Raw genomic sequence first — 14,676 nt, 5'->3', positions numbered from 1 at the left:
GCTGGCTGTGGTGTTCGGAATTTTTCACTTTCTCGGGGGTGTGCTGTTCCTGGTTGACGGGGGCAGTGCGGGAGTGGTGCTGATGCTCGCCGGGGTCCTGTTCGTGGGGGATTTCCGTGATAATCGGCGCACTCGCTTTTGCGCGGCTGGCGATTACCACCCGGGGTCAGTTGGTGACACGGGAGACGGTGCACCTGCCGCCGGGGGAGTGCATCGACGTGCGGCGGGCGTACCGGAACTACAGACTCGCCCGAAACTCTCTGATCATCGTGACGATACTCGATGTCCTCGGGAGCGTGGCCGGTGTGGTCGCCCCGTTCTTCATGGGCAATAATCCTGCCGATGCCGTCAGTTTTATTGCACCGTTTTTCGGAGTTCTGGCCTGACTGCTGTGCTTGCCGGGCTTCTTCGTGGTGTCCGGGCAGTGGAAGAAGACGCTGCCGGGCCACTTGAATCCGAACGGTCCACGTCACCCTTAGCGGGAAGTGATGCGGTAGTGGCCGTTGCGGGCCTGGTCCTTGCACCAGGTGCAGGTGGGACGGCCGTCGGGGGCGGTGATGTCGTCGGGCGGTGACAGGACTCCGCAGAGTGCGGCGATCTTGCCGCGTCGGTCGGGTGGGGTGTCCTCGGCGACGACGTGGTTGTGGTGGCCGAGGGCGGCCCAGTAAGCGGCTGGCTGGGGCACTGGGGCTTCCTGGTTCTGTCGGGATCCGGGCGGTGGGTGCGGTGGCCGTGCGTGCAGGGTCGGGGGATACGCGTCCGGCCACCGCGTCGGACCGGTGCGGGTGTCGGGGCTGGTCACCGCGCCGGGCCGGGTCTGTGACGAGCGTTAGAAGGGCAGCGGGACGGCGGGGACCGTTCCAGGCGTGGCGGCCGGTGGGTGGATCAAGGCGCTCGGACTCGGCCTCGAGCTTGTCGAGCAGTTGGCGGACGGTGCGGTTGGCGGGGCCGGTTTCGGCGTGGCGGGGTCGGGGGTATGGGGCGTAGCCGTAGGCGTGGAAGCCGAGGACTGCGTAGTAGGGGGCCACCACGGCCGAGGCGAGCCAGTGCGTCATGAGGGCTGTCCTTCGTGGGCGAGACGGGAACCGGAGTTTCCGTGCCGTGGGTTGCGGCTTTCGTGTGGCCCGGTTTCGCGCGAAACCGGTTTTCCCTGTTCATGGGGCATCAGGCGCCGAGGCGGAGGACGTCGTGGCACTCGATGCACCACGCCATCGCCGGGTCGGGGTCGCCGACGAGGAGTTGGCCCAGCAGGCGGCAGGCCACCTGGGTGACGGGGACGCCGTCGAGGGTGGATACCGGGGCGTTGGTGGGGACGGTGTGGCGGATGGGTTCGCCGCGCAGTCCGATGGCGTAGTAAGCGGGATCGGCGCGCAGGGGCTCTGCGCGCATCAGGAGTCCCAGTCGTGGTGACGCAGCTCGGAACTGAGCTCGACGGCCTCGCAGTCCCGGCAGCGGTGCCAGACCCCGACGCTGCGCGGCGTCGTCCCGGCCGGGGTCGTGAACGGCACCTTGGCCTCGGCCCCGCACAGCACCGCCAGCGGACCACCGTCCATCTGCGCGCCCGGCTCCTGCCGCGTGGCGTGCCGCAACGACTGCCCGGCCGGCACCACCCACCACACCACCTGCGGAAACATCCTGGTCATGACTGGCCTCCTTGATCGAGTGTTTGTCTCATGGACACTATGATCTGTTGAGACAATCTCAACAAGGCGCTTCAGTCTCAATCACTCGAAAGGATGATGTGTATATCTCAGTCGGTTGCTTAGGCTGTCTCCATGAGCACGGCACGAGCCAGAGGTCTGGGTACCGAGATACGTAAGCTCCGCAAGGGCGTTGATCTGCGTCTTGAAGAGCTGGCCAAGCGCTGCGGGTGGTCCCGGGCCACACTTGGCCGCATGGAGTCGGGTGACAAGGTGCCTACCCAGACCGAGGTAGCGATTGTCGTCGCAACGTTGGGAATCACCGGTGACGAACGGGCACGCTTGCTTGACCTCGCTGAGGATGCCGACAAGACCCGCTGGTGGGAGGTCGGCTACTCGGGAATGCCCTCACAGCTGCTTGCTCTGATCGACTTCGAGCGGAAAGCAGCGAAGATCACTGATATTTCACTCGCGTTGATGCCAGGACTGCTCCAGACTGCTGACTACACGCGCGCGATCATCGGTGTTGGCGGCCACGAAGGCGATGACCTGGAGTCTCGTGTGTCATTGCGCCTCGGGCGTCAAAGCGTGCTGACACGGAACGAGCCTGTTGAGTATCACGCGATCGTGGACGAGTCAGCGCTGTACCGCCCGGTAGGCGGCAAGAGGGTCTTGGTCGAGCAACTGCGCCACCTGAGTCGGATGGCCGAGCGCTCGAACGTGACGCTCCAGATCATGCCGCTTTCGATAGGAGCACACGTGGGGCTGAACGGTAACCACGTGTTGCTGGAGTTCCGGCGGCAACGCGCCATCGTGCATCTCGAACACCGCCGTTCCAGCGTGTTCCTGGACGAACCTGAAGAAACTTCACCGTTTTTCGATGCCTTGCCTACGCTGGCGGAAGCGGCGTTGAGTTCAGACGAGTCGGTCAACCTCATCGCCGCGCGTGCGCAGGCGATGGAGGAAGACAGTGATTACGTACGAGGGTTGGCTGAAGTCCAGTTACAGCGGTGAAGAGACCAACTGCGTCGAGGTCGGCACGGCCCCGGGCGCGGTGGTCGTGCGGGACACCAAGGACCGGGCGGCCGGGTACTTCACGGCCGACGCGCGGCAGTGGCGGTCGTTCCTGTCCGCCGTCCGCGCCGGGCGCTACGAGCGCTGACGCGTTCGATGGTCCCCGCGGGTGGTGTCGTCACTTCTTCATGGCGACACCACCCGCGGCCGCCCGTGATCCGTTAGCCTCGTGATCACCGGATCGAGCGATCACGAGGGGGCATGATGCCGGGGACACGGTGCAGTTTCTGGGAGCTGGGAGCCGTCGTGCGCCACGAGAAGCAGCGGCACGACGCGGGGAAGGTCCGAGGGCCGCTGGGGCAGCGCAAGTTCCGGGTTCCGTCGTTTCTGACCTCTCGCGACAGCGGACTGCCCGCACCGGACGATCCCGCCGCGCTGCTGGCCGACGCGGAGGCCTCCGTGCGGAGACGTGGTTGGGTCGAGTCCGACGGTCAGCTCTCCGACCAGGCTTACGAGATCGTCTCGACGCTGGTGCACGGCGAGTCGTGCGCCTTCCTCCAGATCGGTGATCCCGGCGCCGACGAAGTGCGGGTCATGGTCGCTTCGCACGACCGGCTGGCGTTCCGGGTGATCATGGAGCGCGAGGACGTGCTCATCGACGAGATCGCCCCGAGCGCGGCGTGGAAGTCGCTGACGGCTTGCCTGCCCGAGATGGCGCCCGCCGAGGGCGGACCGGTGTCGGTGTCCTCGGTGACGCTGGCCGAGGCCGGTGCCGAGGCCGAGCAGCACCGGGGAGAGCAGGACCGGTGGCTGGCCTACGAGCTGCGCAGGCGCGACGTCCCCGCCGCTGACGCCGAGGCGATCGGGGCGTTCAACCGCATGGCCGACCGGACGACCATGCAGCTCGCGGTCGCCGTCCGCGAGCAGGACGGCACGATGCACATCGGTCCGCACGCGATCGACATGCACCACGCGCCCTCCGGGCGGGTCGCGATGTATCCGCGACTGCCGCAGGGCACGAACACCGTTCTCGGTCCGGCCGAGCCGGAACGGGTGGCGAACACGGCCAAGCGGTATCTCGACCAGCTGCGCGAGCAGGTCGCCGACGCCCGTGAGCAGCGGTCCGATCGTCGGGGCGGGTGGGTGTGAACCGGACCCGGTCGGTTTGGGCGAACCCGCCCACGCGCGAGCACCGCTGTGCCAGGATCAAGCTCGACGAGCCGGACCGGGGTGTGGTTCCGGCGGAAGGGACACGCATGAGTCAGCCGATGACTCCGCAGCAGATGTACGCGGCCGGGGCGGTGCTGACGCCGTTCAACCCCGCCACGGGATCGGCCATGATCATGGCCAGCACGGCCAACGGCCAGAGCAGCTTCGAGGTCCGGCCCGAGATGCTGCCCAAGCTCCAGGCCGGTCTGGATCGAGTGCGGACGAAGTACGAGGAAGCGCAGCGGCTTTCTGACGGCCTATCTAACGTTGCACCGCCTGCGTGGGACGAGGTGACCAAGCAGGTCACCAGGAACATCACCCAGCGGGCCTCGGGCGGCGAGAACAGCTTGTTCGACACGGCCCAGGGCATGATCGACTGGGTGGACGAGTTCAAGGCCGCCGTGGAGCAGGCCATCACCGACTACCAGCGCGTCGACGAAGCGAACCGGATGGCCTGACCAGTGAGCACTACACGAACCACACGAACCGTAGCCGCCGCCGCGCTGGCCCTGGGCCTGGCAGGCTGTGCCGCCGGTCCCGGCTCGGGGAGTCCGGAGCCGACTACGGGGGAGAGCACCTCGGCGGAGGCCTCTCAGGGACCGTTCTCCATCCCGAAACCGTTGAAATTGGCGGCGGTTCCCGATCCGTGTCAACTACTGACTTCCCAGCAGGCGCAACAGATCGGCACAGGAGAGCCCAAGCCACACAGTGATTCGCAGTGGGGGCAACCTCGGTGTCTATGGCGCAACCAGCAAGCAGCCGTCAGCGTGGCTCCCGACACGGTGCAGGGACAGGGCATTCGGACGGCGGCGTTCAACAACAGCGAGGACGGCAAGCCCACCCATCGGGTGCAGGGCTACCCGGCGGTGCATGGCGGTAAGAACGATCTCCGATGCGGCACGTTCGTGGGCACGTCGAAGACGGACGTATTTTACGTCTCGTTCACGGTCGGCAGTGACGGCCGGGGCGATCCCGAGTACGCGGATCCGTGCGCCATGTCGGACAGGATCGCGGGCATGGTTTTGGAGAACCTGCCACCGGCCTGAGCGGTGGCCACGAGCAGGAGAGAGCGAGGGGACGCATGTTCGGGTGGCTGTTCGGGCAGGACGAGGAGCCCAGCAGAGCGCAGGCGAACTTCGACCACCAGAAGATTTACGAGCAGTGGCAGTCCGGTCCGGGCGTGTCGAGCATGTCGCAGGCGGCCGGTGAGTGGCGCGACAAGGTCAGCGCCAAGTTCGACGACGCCCACGGCGAGCTGGACCGGGTGCTCAAGGACTGCGAGGTCGCCGTCGACGGCGCGGCCGGCGAGCGGATGCGCTCCAGCGTCACGCCGCTGAAGCGGGCCACCGAGGAGTCGATCGAGGTGGCCTCCCAGGTCGGTTCGACGGTCGAGCAGCAGGCCCAGGCCTCGGCGGACTTCAAGCACTCCTTCCCCGAGCCCTACGAGGTGCCGTCCTCGAACATCGGCTGGGCCGACTACCTCAGCCCGGTCTCCTACGGGATGAAGAAGGGCGTCCACGCCCAGCACGAGGAGAACCACGACGCGGTCGCCGCCGAGGCCCGCCGCCAGTACGACGGCTACACCGCGGCCAGCAACGACCGCACCACCGGTGTTCGGCACTTCTCGCCGGTGCCGAAGTTCTCCGGTGACGTCTCGCAGGCCCAGGTGCGCCAGGTCGGCACCGTCAGCACCGAGACCGGGACGCAGCCGGGCACCGGCGACGGTTCGGCGTCGACGTATCGCACGTCCGACGACGACTCCGGCCGAACGGTGACACCGGCCGGCGGAGACGGCTCCGGTTCCGGCGGCTCCGGGACGGGCCCCGGCGCCGGTGGCGGTCCAGGCGGCAGCGCACCGGGCGACAACGGCGACATGCCCGAGGGCCCCGCCGACAGCGACTCCTCCTGGGTCGCTCCGCCCCCGGCCACGGGCGCTCCGGCACCGGCCCCCGGAGCGGGAACGGGCCCCGGGCCCGGTACCGGTGGTGGCTTCGTCGGCGGCGTCGCCGGTGGCGGCGCGTACTCCGGTGGTGGTGCCGGACGCGGCGGCGGCTTCGGTGGTCGCACCGGCACCGGCACCGGAACGGGCGCGGGAACCGGTCGCGGCAGCCTGCCCGGCGGAGGCCGCGCCTACACCGCCGCGCCCGGTACCGGTGGCACGACGCCCACCACCTCCACGACCAGCACCAGCAGCACCACCGGTGCGCGCGGTGTCCCCATGGGCGGAGCGGCCGGACGTGGCCAGCAGGACGGCGGCGAGGACGAGGAGCACGAGACCAAGTACCTCGTGCCCACCGACGAGGCCTGGCAGGACCTCGACCTGCCGCCGACCGCGCCCCCGGTCATCGGTGCCGACGTCGAACCACCCAAGCCCCCGCCCGAGGGCGACGGGCGGTAACCCGGACGGGTGACCTCGACCGGAGCGAACGGACCGTTTTGGCATTCTCACCGCCGGAACGGTCCGCTCCCCACGGACGGTCCTCGGACGCGAGGTCACCGCGGCACTCGGCGGGCATGGTCAAACCGGCGAACTCGCGGGTACTCTTCCCGTGGTAGTGGTCGTCGGTCACTTTTCGGAGGCCCGTGGAACCGCCCGCAGAACCGCACTGATGCCCCTCTGGATCCCCACAACCCCCACTGACGCCCCGTCGGCGCCGACCGGACGACCGCGCGACGGGATGCGCAGGTGCGCCGGGTACCCCCCGTTTTGACCCTCCTGAAACGGGGCGGGTATCTTTGTGGACCGGACCCGACGACCATCGGGCCGGTCCGTATGCCCGTGCGTGACACGGCGGCCGTGAACGTGCGGTTGTGTGGCGACGGTAGATCGCGGGTGGTACGGAACTCCTCTGCGACAACCCACTGGGGTTCACTCCCGCTGGGACGCCGTTAGGCGCCGGGGTGTGGGCGACACGCCCGACCTCGGGGTGTGGCGGTGGCGCGGGGGAACCTCAAGTACACAGTGCTTACCCGGTGCTCGACACCCGAACCGCCAGGTGCTCGGCTCCAGGCCAACACGGTGCTCGACGCCCAGGCACGAACGGCGCCCCCATGGGTGCAGGTTCGACCGAGTACCACGAATACGTGAACGCTCAAGAGAAAGCCGGTCCATGCCCACGATCCAGCAGCTGGTCCGTAAGGGCCGCCACGACAAGGCCTCCAAGGTCACCACCGCGGCGCTAGAGGGAAGCCCACAGCGGCGCGGTGTGTGCACCCGCGTGTACACCACCACCCCGAAGAAGCCCAACTCGTCCCTGCGCAAGGTTGCTCGTGTCAAGCTCACCAGCGGCATGGAGATCACGGCCTACATCCCCGGTGAGGGCCACAACCTTCAGGAGCACTCGATCGTGCTCGTGCGCGGCGGCCGTGTGAAGGACCTTCCCGGCGTGCGTTACAAGATCATTCGCGGTGCTCTCGACACGCAGGGCGTGAAGAACCGCAAGCAGTCTCGCAGCCAGTACGGCGCGAAGAAGGAGAAGAGCTGATGCCCCGTAAGGGTCCCGCCCCGAAGCGGCCGGTGTACAACGATCCGGTGTACAGCTCGCCGCTGGTCACCCAGCTGGTGAACAAGGTGCTGGTGGACGGTAAGCGTTCGCTGGCCGAGCGCATCGTGTACTCGGCTCTGGAGGGGTGCAGGGAGAAAACCGGCACCGACCCCGTTGTCACGCTCAAGCGCGCTCTCGACAACGTCAAGCCTTCGCTGGAGGTGCGCAGCCGCCGCGTCGGTGGCGCGACCTACCAGGTCCCGGTCGAGGTGCGTGCGGGTCGTTCCACCACCCTGGCCCTGCGCTGGCTGGTGCGGTTCTCGCGGCAGCGCCGGGAGAAGACGATGACCGATCGCCTGACCAACGAGTTGCTCGACGCGAGCAACGGTCTCGGCGCGAGCGTGAAGAAGCGTGAAGACACGCACAAGATGGCGGAGTCCAACAAGGCCTTCGCGCACTACCGCTGGTGAGGTCGGGTCGACGACTGGTCGCCTCGCCCCACCTAATTCGACAGCTTTGCTGCTGCTGAAGGAACGGGGAACAGACTCGTGGCACGTGACGTGCTGACTGACCTGACCAAGGTCCGCAACATCGGCATCATGGCCCACATCGACGCGGGCAAGACCACCGCCACCGAGCGGGTCCTGTACTACACCGGGATCAACTACAAGCTCGGCGAGACGCACGACGGTGCGTCGACGATGGACTGGATGGCCGAGGAGCAGAAGCGGGGTATCACCATTACCTCGGCTGCGACCACGACCTTCTGGGACGATCACCAGATCAACATCATCGACACGCCGGGCCACGTCGACTTCACCGTCGAGGTGGAGCGTTCGCTGCGCGTGCTCGACGGTTCCGTGGCCGTCTTCGACGGCAAGGAAGGCGTCGAGCCGCAGTCCGAGCAGGTCTGGCGGCAGGCCGACAAGTACGACGTCCCGCGCATCTGCTTCGTCAACAAGATGGACAAGATGGGCGCGGACTTCTACTTCACGGTCGGCACCATCCGGGACCGGCTCAACGCCAAGCCGCTGGTTCTCCAGCTGCCGATCGGCACCGAGTCCGACTTCGAGGGCGTCGTCGACCTGGTCCAGATGAAGGCTCTGACCTGGCGCGGTGACGTCAAGAAGGGCGCGACCTACGAGATCGAGGACATCCCGGCCGATCTCGCCGAGACCGCGGCCAGCTACCGCCAGGAGCTCGTCGAGTCCGTCGCCGAGTCCAGCGAAGAGCTGATGGAGGCCTACTTCGGTGGCGAGGAGCTCACCACCGAGCAGATCAAGCAGGGCATCCGGAAGCTGACGCTGGACCGCGAGGCGTTCCCGGTGCTGTGTGGCACGGCCTTCAAGAACAAGGGCATCCAGCCGATGCTGGACGCGGTGGTGGAGTACCTGCCCTCGCCGCTGGACGTGCCGCCGGTGCAGGGGATGCTGCGCGACGGCGAGACCGAGGCGGAGCGCAAGGCGAGCACCAACGAGCCGTTCTCGGCGCTGGTCTCCAAGGTTCAGGCCCACCCGTTCTACGGCAAGCTGACCTACATCCGGGTCTACTCCGGCAAGATCAGCCAGGCCCAGCAGGTCATGAACTCCACGCGGGAGCGCAAGGAGCGCATCAGCAAGCTGCTGCAGATGCACTCCAACAAGGAGAACCCGGTGGACGAGGCCCAGGCCGGCCACATCTACGCGGTCGTGGGGCTCAAGGACACCACCACCGGCGACACGCTCTGCGACGTGAACGACCAGATTGTTCTGGAGTCGATGAGCTTCCCGGAGCCGGTCATCGAGGTGGCCATCGAGCCCAAGACCAAGGCCGACCAGGACAAGCTGTCGACCTCGATCCAGAAGCTTGCCGAGGAGGACCCGACCTTCCAGATCAAGCAGGACGACGAGACCGGTCAGACCATCATCAAGGGCATGGGTGAGCTGCACCTGGACGTCCTGGTGAACCGGATGAAGACCGATTTCAAGGTCGAGGCCAACATCGGTAAGCCTCAGGTCGCCTACCGGGAGACCATCCGCAAGACGGTCGAGAAGCACGAGTTCACGCACAAGAAGCAGACCGGTGGTTCCGGTCAGTTCGCTCGCGTGATCATCAGGCTCGACCCGATCGAGCAGACCGCTGAGAGCGCGAACTACGAGTTCAGCAACCAGGTCACCGGTGGTCGGATTCCGAAGGAGTACATCCCTTCGGTCGACGAGGGCGCGCAGGATGCCATGCAGTACGGTATCCTGGCGGGCTATCCGTTGGTCGGTGTCAAGATGTCCTTGTTGGACGGCCAGTATCACGAGGTGGACTCCTCGGAGATGGCCTTCAAGGTCGCGGGCTCGCAGGCGATGAAGGAAGCAGCCGCCAAGGCCAGCCCGGCGCTGCTCGAGCCGCTGATGGCGGTCGAGACGACAACGCCCGAGGAGTACATGGGCGAGGTCATCGGCGACATGAACTCCCGGCGTGGTCATGTCCAGGCCATGGAGGAGCGCAGTGGTTCCCGCGTCGTCAAGGCGCTGGTTCCGCTGTCGGAGATGTTCGGTTACGTCGGCGACCTGCGTTCCAAGACGCAGGGGCGTGCGAACTACTCGATGCATTTCCACTCTTACGGCGAGGTTCCGACGAACGTGGCCCGGGAGATTATCGCGAAGGCGACGGGGGAGTAATCCCCTGTAGTTCGAAAAAAGGACTCCGCCTGGCACGACTTCTCCGTGTGCAAACGCGGGGACACGGCAAATAGCACGGCGGAAAGAACAGAGTCCAGGAGGACAATCCAGTGGCGAAGGCGAAGTTCGAGAGGGACAAGCCGCACGTCAACATCGGGACCATCGGTCACGTTGACCACGGCAAGACCACGCTGACAGCGGCTATCACGAAGGTGCTGCACGACAAGCACCCCGAGCTGAACCCCTACACGCCTTTCGACAACATCGACAAGGCGCCGGAGGAGAAGCAGCGCGGCATCACGATCCAGATCGCTCACGTCGAGTACCAGACCGAGGCGCGGCACTACGCACACGTCGACGCTCCCGGTCACGCGGACTACGTGAAGAACATGATCACCGGTGCCGCCCAGATGGACGGCGCCATCCTGGTCGTGGCGGCCAGTGACGGCCCGATGCCGCAGACTCGCGAGCACGTGCTGCTGGCCAAGCAGGTCGGTGTGCCCTACATCCTCGTCGCCCTCAACAAGGCCGACATGGTCGAGGACGAGGAGATCATGGAGCTCGTCGAGATGGAGGTCCGCGAGCTGCTCAGCGAGCAGGACTTCCCCGGCGACGACGCCCCGATCATCCGGGTCTCCGCTCTCAAGGCCCTGGAGGGCGACGAGGAGTGGAGCTCCAAGGTCATGGACCTGCTCAACGCGGTGGACGAGAACATCCCGGACCCGGTCCGCGCCACCGACCAGCCCTTCCTCATGCCGGTGGAGGACGTCTTCTCCATCACCGGCCGCGGCACCGTGGTGACCGGTCGCGTCGAGCGCGGCGTCATCAAGGTGAACGAGGAGGTCGAGATGGTGGGCATCAAGGACAAGTCCATCAAGACCACGGTCACCGGCGTGGAGATGTTCCGTAAGCTGCTCGACCAGGGTCAGGCCGGTGACAACGTCGGCCTGCTCATCCGCGGTGTCAAGCGCGAGGACGTCGAGCGCGGCATGGTCGTCGTCAAGCCCGGCACGACCACCCCGCACACCGAGTTCGGTGCGCAGGTCTACATCCTGTCCAAGGACGAGGGTGGCCGGCACACGCCGTTCTTCAACAACTACCGGCCGCAGTTCTACTTCCGCACGACCGACGTGACCGGTGTGGTGACCCTTCCCGAGGGCACCGAGATGGTCATGCCGGGTGACAACACCGAGATGTCGGTGCAGCTCATCCAGCCGGTCGCGATGGAAGAGGGCCTGCGCTTCGCGATTCGCGAGGGCGGCCGCACGGTCGGCGCGGGCCGCGTCACCAAGATTCACAAGTGATGGGTGGGGCCCGGTGGCTTCACCGGGCCCCACCCCCGATTTGGGCTGGCACACGGCGTGTGTCATCCTATTGGGGTTGCTCGTCGGGGCGCTTCGAAAATGTTCGGCATCGAGTGTTCGGCATTGATCGAGGCGCCCCGTCACGGGGATCCCGCGCCCTGGGATCGGATCGGGACCGGATTGTCGCGGGCCCGTGAGTGGGTACGGAAGTAGTGTCTTCTCCGTCCCGCCGTCCGGGCAGGGTGCCACAGCAAGGTGTACGGATCGCAAGATCCATCCCGCCGGCGTCGTTCGGTGGGACTGGTCTGCGTCGAGCGTGCGACACGCCCGACCGCGTGGACCGGGCACCCAAACACCTGAACAGGGGCGGACCGCGGGCTGCTTTTCCCGGGGACTCGGGCCTGTCACGGCCGTGGTCGTGCAGGACATCGCCGGGTAGCGATCCCAGGAACCCACCCGCACCGCGCTAGGTACTAGCGGCACGAGACTGAAGGAACGGCAAGCCACTATGGCGGGACAAAAGATCCGCATCCGGCTCAAGGCCTACGACCACGAGGCGATCGACGCGTCCGCACGCAAGATCGTCGAGACCGTGACGCGCACCGGCGCTTCGGTCGTCGGGCCGGTGCCGCTGCCCACCGAGAAGAACGTCTACTGCGTTATCCGCTCCCCGCACAAGTACAAGGACTCGCGGGAGCACTTCGAGATGCGCACGCACAAGCGACTCATCGACATCGTCGAGCCGTCGCCCAAGACGGTGGACGCACTCATGCGCATCGACCTGCCGGCCAGTGTCGACGTGAACATCCAGTAAGCGTGCGACGTGCTGTGTTCGGTTTTTTGACAGGCGGCGGAGAGAACAAGACTCATGTCTGACAGGCAGATGAAGGGGATTCTGGGTACCAAGCTCGGCATGACCCAGGTCTTCGACAACAACAACCGGGTGGTCCCGGTGACGGTTGTGCAGACCGGGCCGAACGTGGTCACCCAGGTCCGCACCACGGACAACGACGGCTACTCGGCCGTGCAGCTGGCATACGGCGCCATCGACCCGCGCAAGGTGAACAAGCCGCGCAGCGGGCATTTCGCCAAGGCGGGGGTCACCCCTCGTCGGCACGTCGTAGAGCTGCGCACCGGCGACGCCGGTGACTACGAGCTGGGCCAGGAGATCACCGCCGAGATGTTCGAGTCGGGCTCGAAGGTCGACGTGGTCGGTACCAGCAAGGGCAAGGGTTTCGCGGGCACGATCAAGCGCTGGGGTTTCGCTCGGCAGGGTCGCAGCCACGGTACACAGGCGGTGCACCGTAAGCCGGGTTCCATCGGCGGCTGCGCCTACCCGGGCAAGGTCTTCAAGGGTATGAAGATGGCCGGGCGCATGGGCAGGCAGCGGGTCACCACTCAGAATCTGAAGGTTCACCAGGTGGAGCAGGACTCCGGAATGCTGGTGATCAAGGGCGCCATTCCCGGCCCGAAGGGCGGTCTGGTGCTGGTCAAGAGCGCTGTGAAGGGTGGTGCGTGATGGCCTTCACGATCGACGTCCGTACCCCGGACGGCAACACCGATGGTCAGGTGGAGCTACCCGCCGAGCTTTTCGACGCTCCGGCGAACATCGCGCTGATGCACCAGGTCGTCACTGCTCAGTTGGCGGCGGCGCGTCAGGGCACGCACTCCACGAAGACCCGCGGTGACGTCGCCGGCGGTAGCAAGAAGCCCTACCGGCAGAAGGGCACCGGCAATGCGCGGCAGGGTTCCACCCGTGCTCCGCAGTTCGTCGGTGGTGGCACTGTCCACGGCCCCGGCCCGCGCGACTACACGCAGCGCACTCCCAAGAAGATGAAGGCTGCGGCGCTGCGCGGTGCGCTCTCGGACCGCGCGAGGGCCGAGCAGGTCCACGTGGTGACCGAGTTCGTCACCGGCGAGAAGCCCTCCACCAAGGCGGGCAAGGCAGCGTTGCGCTCTCTCACCGAGGCGAGGCGTGTGCTGGTGGTGCTCAACCGCGCGGAGGAGTCCTCCTGGCTGAGCCTGCGCAACCTGACGAACGTGCACATCATCGAACCAGGGCAACTGAACACCTACGACGTTCTCGTCAACGACGACCTCGTGTTCAGCAAGCAGGCTTTCGAGCGCTTCGTCGCCGAGAGGTCGAAGGGTTCGGCCGTGGCCGCTTCCAGTGAGGCTGAGGAGGCACACAAGTGATCCCCGATCCGCGAGACATCATCGTCGCGCCGGTGATCTCCGAGAAGAGCTACGCGCTGCTTGCGGAGAACCAGTACACGTTCCAGGTTCGTCCCGGCTCGAACAAGACCGAGATCAAGATCGCGGTCGAGAAGATCTTCGACGTGAAGGTCACCAGCGTCAACACGATCAACCGTGAGGGTAAGCGCAAGCGGTCCCGCACCGGGTACGGCAAGCGCAAGGACACCAAGCGGGCGATCGTCAAGCTCTCGCCGGAGAGCAAGCCGATCGAGATCTTCGGCGGGCCGGCCGCCTGAGACGGGCCGAGTTAGGACGAGGACTGCGTAGAGATGGGTATTCGCAAGCACAAGCCGACGACGTCGGGCCGCCGAGGTTCCAGCGGCTCCGACTTCACCGAGATCACGCGTGATCACCCGGAGAAGTCGCTCGTTCGGCCGCTGCACGGCAAGGGTGGCCGAAACGCGCACGGCAAGATCACGACGCGGCACCAGGGCAGTGGTCACAAGCGGGCTTACCGTGTGATCGACTTCCGCCGCAACGACAAGGACGGTGTGCCGGCCAAGGTCGCGCACATCGAGTACGACCCCAACCGCAGTGCCCGCATCGCGTTGCTGCACTACCTGGACGGGGAGAAGCGCTACATCGTCGCCCCGGACAAGGTTCGCCAGGGCGACCGGGTGGAGGCGGGTGCCCGTGCCGACATCAAGCCGGGCAACAACCTGCCGCTGCGCAACATCCCCACCGGTACGGTGATCCACGCGATCGAGCTGCGCCCCGGTGGCGGTGCGAAGATCGCTCGCTCCGCCGGTGCCAGGGTCCAGCTGGTGGCCAAGGACGGCCCGTACGCCCAGCTGCGGATGCCCTCCAGCGAGATCCGTTACGTGGATGTGCGCTGCCGGGCGACCGTGGGCGAGGTCGGCCACTCCGAGCACTCCAACATCAACTGGGGCAAGGCGGGCCGCATGCGCTGGAAGGGCAAGCGCCCGACCGTGCGCGGTGTCGTCATGAACCCGGTGGACCACCCCCACGGTGGTGGTGAGGGCCGCACTTCCGGTGGCCGCCACCCGGTGAACCCGAAGGGTGTGCCCGAGGGCCGTTCTCGTCGCCGTCAGCAGAGTGACAAGCTCATCGTTCGCCGCCGGCGCACCGGCAAGAAGAAGCGCTGAGCAGGGAGGTA

19 protein-coding genes are annotated in these 14,676 nt (G+C 66.6%); 16 read left to right on the top strand and 3 right to left on the bottom strand.

Annotated elements, in window-relative coordinates; all coding sequences use genetic code 11:
* Positions 1-116: 116 nt before the first annotated feature.
* On the top strand, positions 117-386 hold the full coding sequence (locus tag FHX42_RS21345) for a hypothetical protein (protein ID WP_182546237.1): 270 nt from the start codon (positions 117-119) through the stop codon (positions 384-386).
* Between the two features lie 89 nt (positions 387-475).
* On the opposite strand, the gene FHX42_RS21340 is transcribed toward FHX42_RS21345, so the two are convergent.
* The 3 genes from FHX42_RS21340 to FHX42_RS21330 form a co-directional block, all read right to left on the bottom strand.
* Positions 476-685 (bottom strand): hypothetical protein, encoded by a 210-nt coding sequence (locus tag FHX42_RS21340; protein ID WP_182546236.1) that lies wholly within the window; start codon positions 683-685, stop codon positions 476-478.
* Between the two features lie 479 nt (positions 686-1,164).
* Positions 1,165-1,389, bottom strand: a complete 225-nt coding sequence (locus FHX42_RS21335; RefSeq protein ID WP_182546235.1) for a hypothetical protein — start codon at positions 1,387-1,389, stop codon at positions 1,165-1,167.
* A complete protein-coding gene (locus tag FHX42_RS21330; RefSeq protein WP_182546234.1) occupies positions 1,389-1,643 on the bottom strand; it encodes a hypothetical protein in 255 nt (84 codons plus the stop codon). The genes FHX42_RS21335 and FHX42_RS21330 overlap by 1 nt, the downstream gene beginning before the upstream one ends.
* Positions 1,644-1,775: 132 nt before the next feature.
* Here FHX42_RS21330 and FHX42_RS21325 point away from each other — a divergent pair, with 132 nt between their 5' ends.
* The 15 genes from FHX42_RS21325 to rplB all read left to right on the top strand — a co-directional run bounded on the left by FHX42_RS21325 (position 1,776) and on the right by rplB (position 14,665).
* Positions 1,776-2,654: a helix-turn-helix domain-containing protein gene (locus FHX42_RS21325; protein WP_182546233.1), complete on the top strand. Its 879-nt coding sequence runs from the start codon at positions 1,776-1,778 to the stop codon at positions 2,652-2,654.
* Positions 2,611-2,802, top strand: coding sequence for a DUF397 domain-containing protein (locus FHX42_RS21320; protein ID WP_328796588.1), 192 nt, complete (start codon positions 2,611-2,613; stop codon positions 2,800-2,802). The genes FHX42_RS21325 and FHX42_RS21320 overlap by 44 nt, the downstream gene beginning before the upstream one ends.
* Before the next feature lie 113 nt (positions 2,803-2,915).
* Positions 2,916-3,803 (top strand): ESX secretion-associated protein EspG, encoded by an 888-nt coding sequence (locus FHX42_RS21315; protein WP_182546232.1) that lies wholly within the window; start codon positions 2,916-2,918, stop codon positions 3,801-3,803.
* A gap of 107 nt (positions 3,804-3,910) precedes the next feature.
* A complete protein-coding gene (locus tag FHX42_RS21310; protein ID WP_182546231.1) occupies positions 3,911-4,321 on the top strand; it encodes a PE domain-containing protein in 411 nt (136 codons plus the stop codon).
* Between the two features lie 3 nt (positions 4,322-4,324).
* Positions 4,325-4,909, top strand: coding sequence for a DUF3558 domain-containing protein (locus FHX42_RS21305; RefSeq protein WP_328796586.1), 585 nt, complete (start codon positions 4,325-4,327; stop codon positions 4,907-4,909).
* Positions 4,910-4,944: 35 nt separating this feature from the next.
* Positions 4,945-6,261, top strand: a complete 1,317-nt coding sequence (locus tag FHX42_RS21300) for a PPE domain-containing protein (protein ID WP_182546230.1) — start codon at positions 4,945-4,947, stop codon at positions 6,259-6,261.
* Positions 6,262-6,973: 712 nt separating this feature from the next.
* Positions 6,974-7,348, top strand: a complete 375-nt coding sequence (gene rpsL / locus FHX42_RS21295) for a 30S ribosomal protein S12 (RefSeq protein WP_182546229.1) — start codon at positions 6,974-6,976, stop codon at positions 7,346-7,348.
* Complete coding sequence (gene rpsG / locus FHX42_RS21290; protein ID WP_182546228.1) at positions 7,348-7,818, top strand: 30S ribosomal protein S7; 471 nt, start codon at positions 7,348-7,350, stop codon at positions 7,816-7,818. The genes rpsL and rpsG overlap by 1 nt, the downstream gene beginning before the upstream one ends.
* 78 nt (positions 7,819-7,896) lie before the next feature.
* Positions 7,897-9,999, top strand: coding sequence for an elongation factor G (gene fusA / locus FHX42_RS21285; protein ID WP_182546227.1), 2,103 nt, complete (start codon positions 7,897-7,899; stop codon positions 9,997-9,999).
* Positions 10,000-10,109: 110 nt separating this feature from the next.
* Positions 10,110-11,303, top strand: coding sequence for an elongation factor Tu (gene tuf / locus FHX42_RS21280; RefSeq protein ID WP_182546226.1), 1,194 nt, complete (start codon positions 10,110-10,112; stop codon positions 11,301-11,303).
* Positions 11,304-11,811: 508 nt separating this feature from the next.
* Positions 11,812-12,117 carry a 30S ribosomal protein S10 gene (rpsJ, locus tag FHX42_RS21275; RefSeq protein WP_182546225.1) on the top strand — a complete coding sequence of 102 codons (306 nt, stop codon included), beginning with the start codon at positions 11,812-11,814 and terminating at the stop codon, positions 12,115-12,117.
* Positions 12,118-12,171: 54 nt separating this feature from the next.
* Complete coding sequence (rplC, locus tag FHX42_RS21270) at positions 12,172-12,822, top strand: 50S ribosomal protein L3 (RefSeq protein ID WP_182546224.1); 651 nt, start codon at positions 12,172-12,174, stop codon at positions 12,820-12,822.
* Positions 12,822-13,499, top strand: coding sequence for a 50S ribosomal protein L4 (gene rplD / locus FHX42_RS21265; protein ID WP_182546223.1), 678 nt, complete (start codon positions 12,822-12,824; stop codon positions 13,497-13,499). The genes rplC and rplD overlap by 1 nt, the downstream gene beginning before the upstream one ends.
* Positions 13,496-13,795 carry a 50S ribosomal protein L23 gene (rplW, locus tag FHX42_RS21260; protein WP_328796579.1) on the top strand — a complete coding sequence of 100 codons (300 nt, stop codon included), beginning with the start codon at positions 13,496-13,498 and terminating at the stop codon, positions 13,793-13,795. The genes rplD and rplW overlap by 4 nt, the downstream gene beginning before the upstream one ends.
* Positions 13,796-13,828: 33 nt before the next feature.
* Entirely contained in the window at positions 13,829-14,665 is an 837-nt protein-coding gene (rplB, locus tag FHX42_RS21255; protein WP_182546222.1) for a 50S ribosomal protein L2, read from the top strand.
* Positions 14,666-14,676: the final 11 nt, after the last annotated feature.

The sequence above is a fragment of the Halosaccharopolyspora lacisalsi genome, assembly GCF_014137975.1.
Lineage (GTDB): Bacteria > Actinomycetota > Actinomycetes > Mycobacteriales > Pseudonocardiaceae > Halosaccharopolyspora > Halosaccharopolyspora lacisalsi.
Note: the sequence above shows the minus strand (reverse complement) of the source record. Positions and strands in the feature narration are given on the sequence as shown.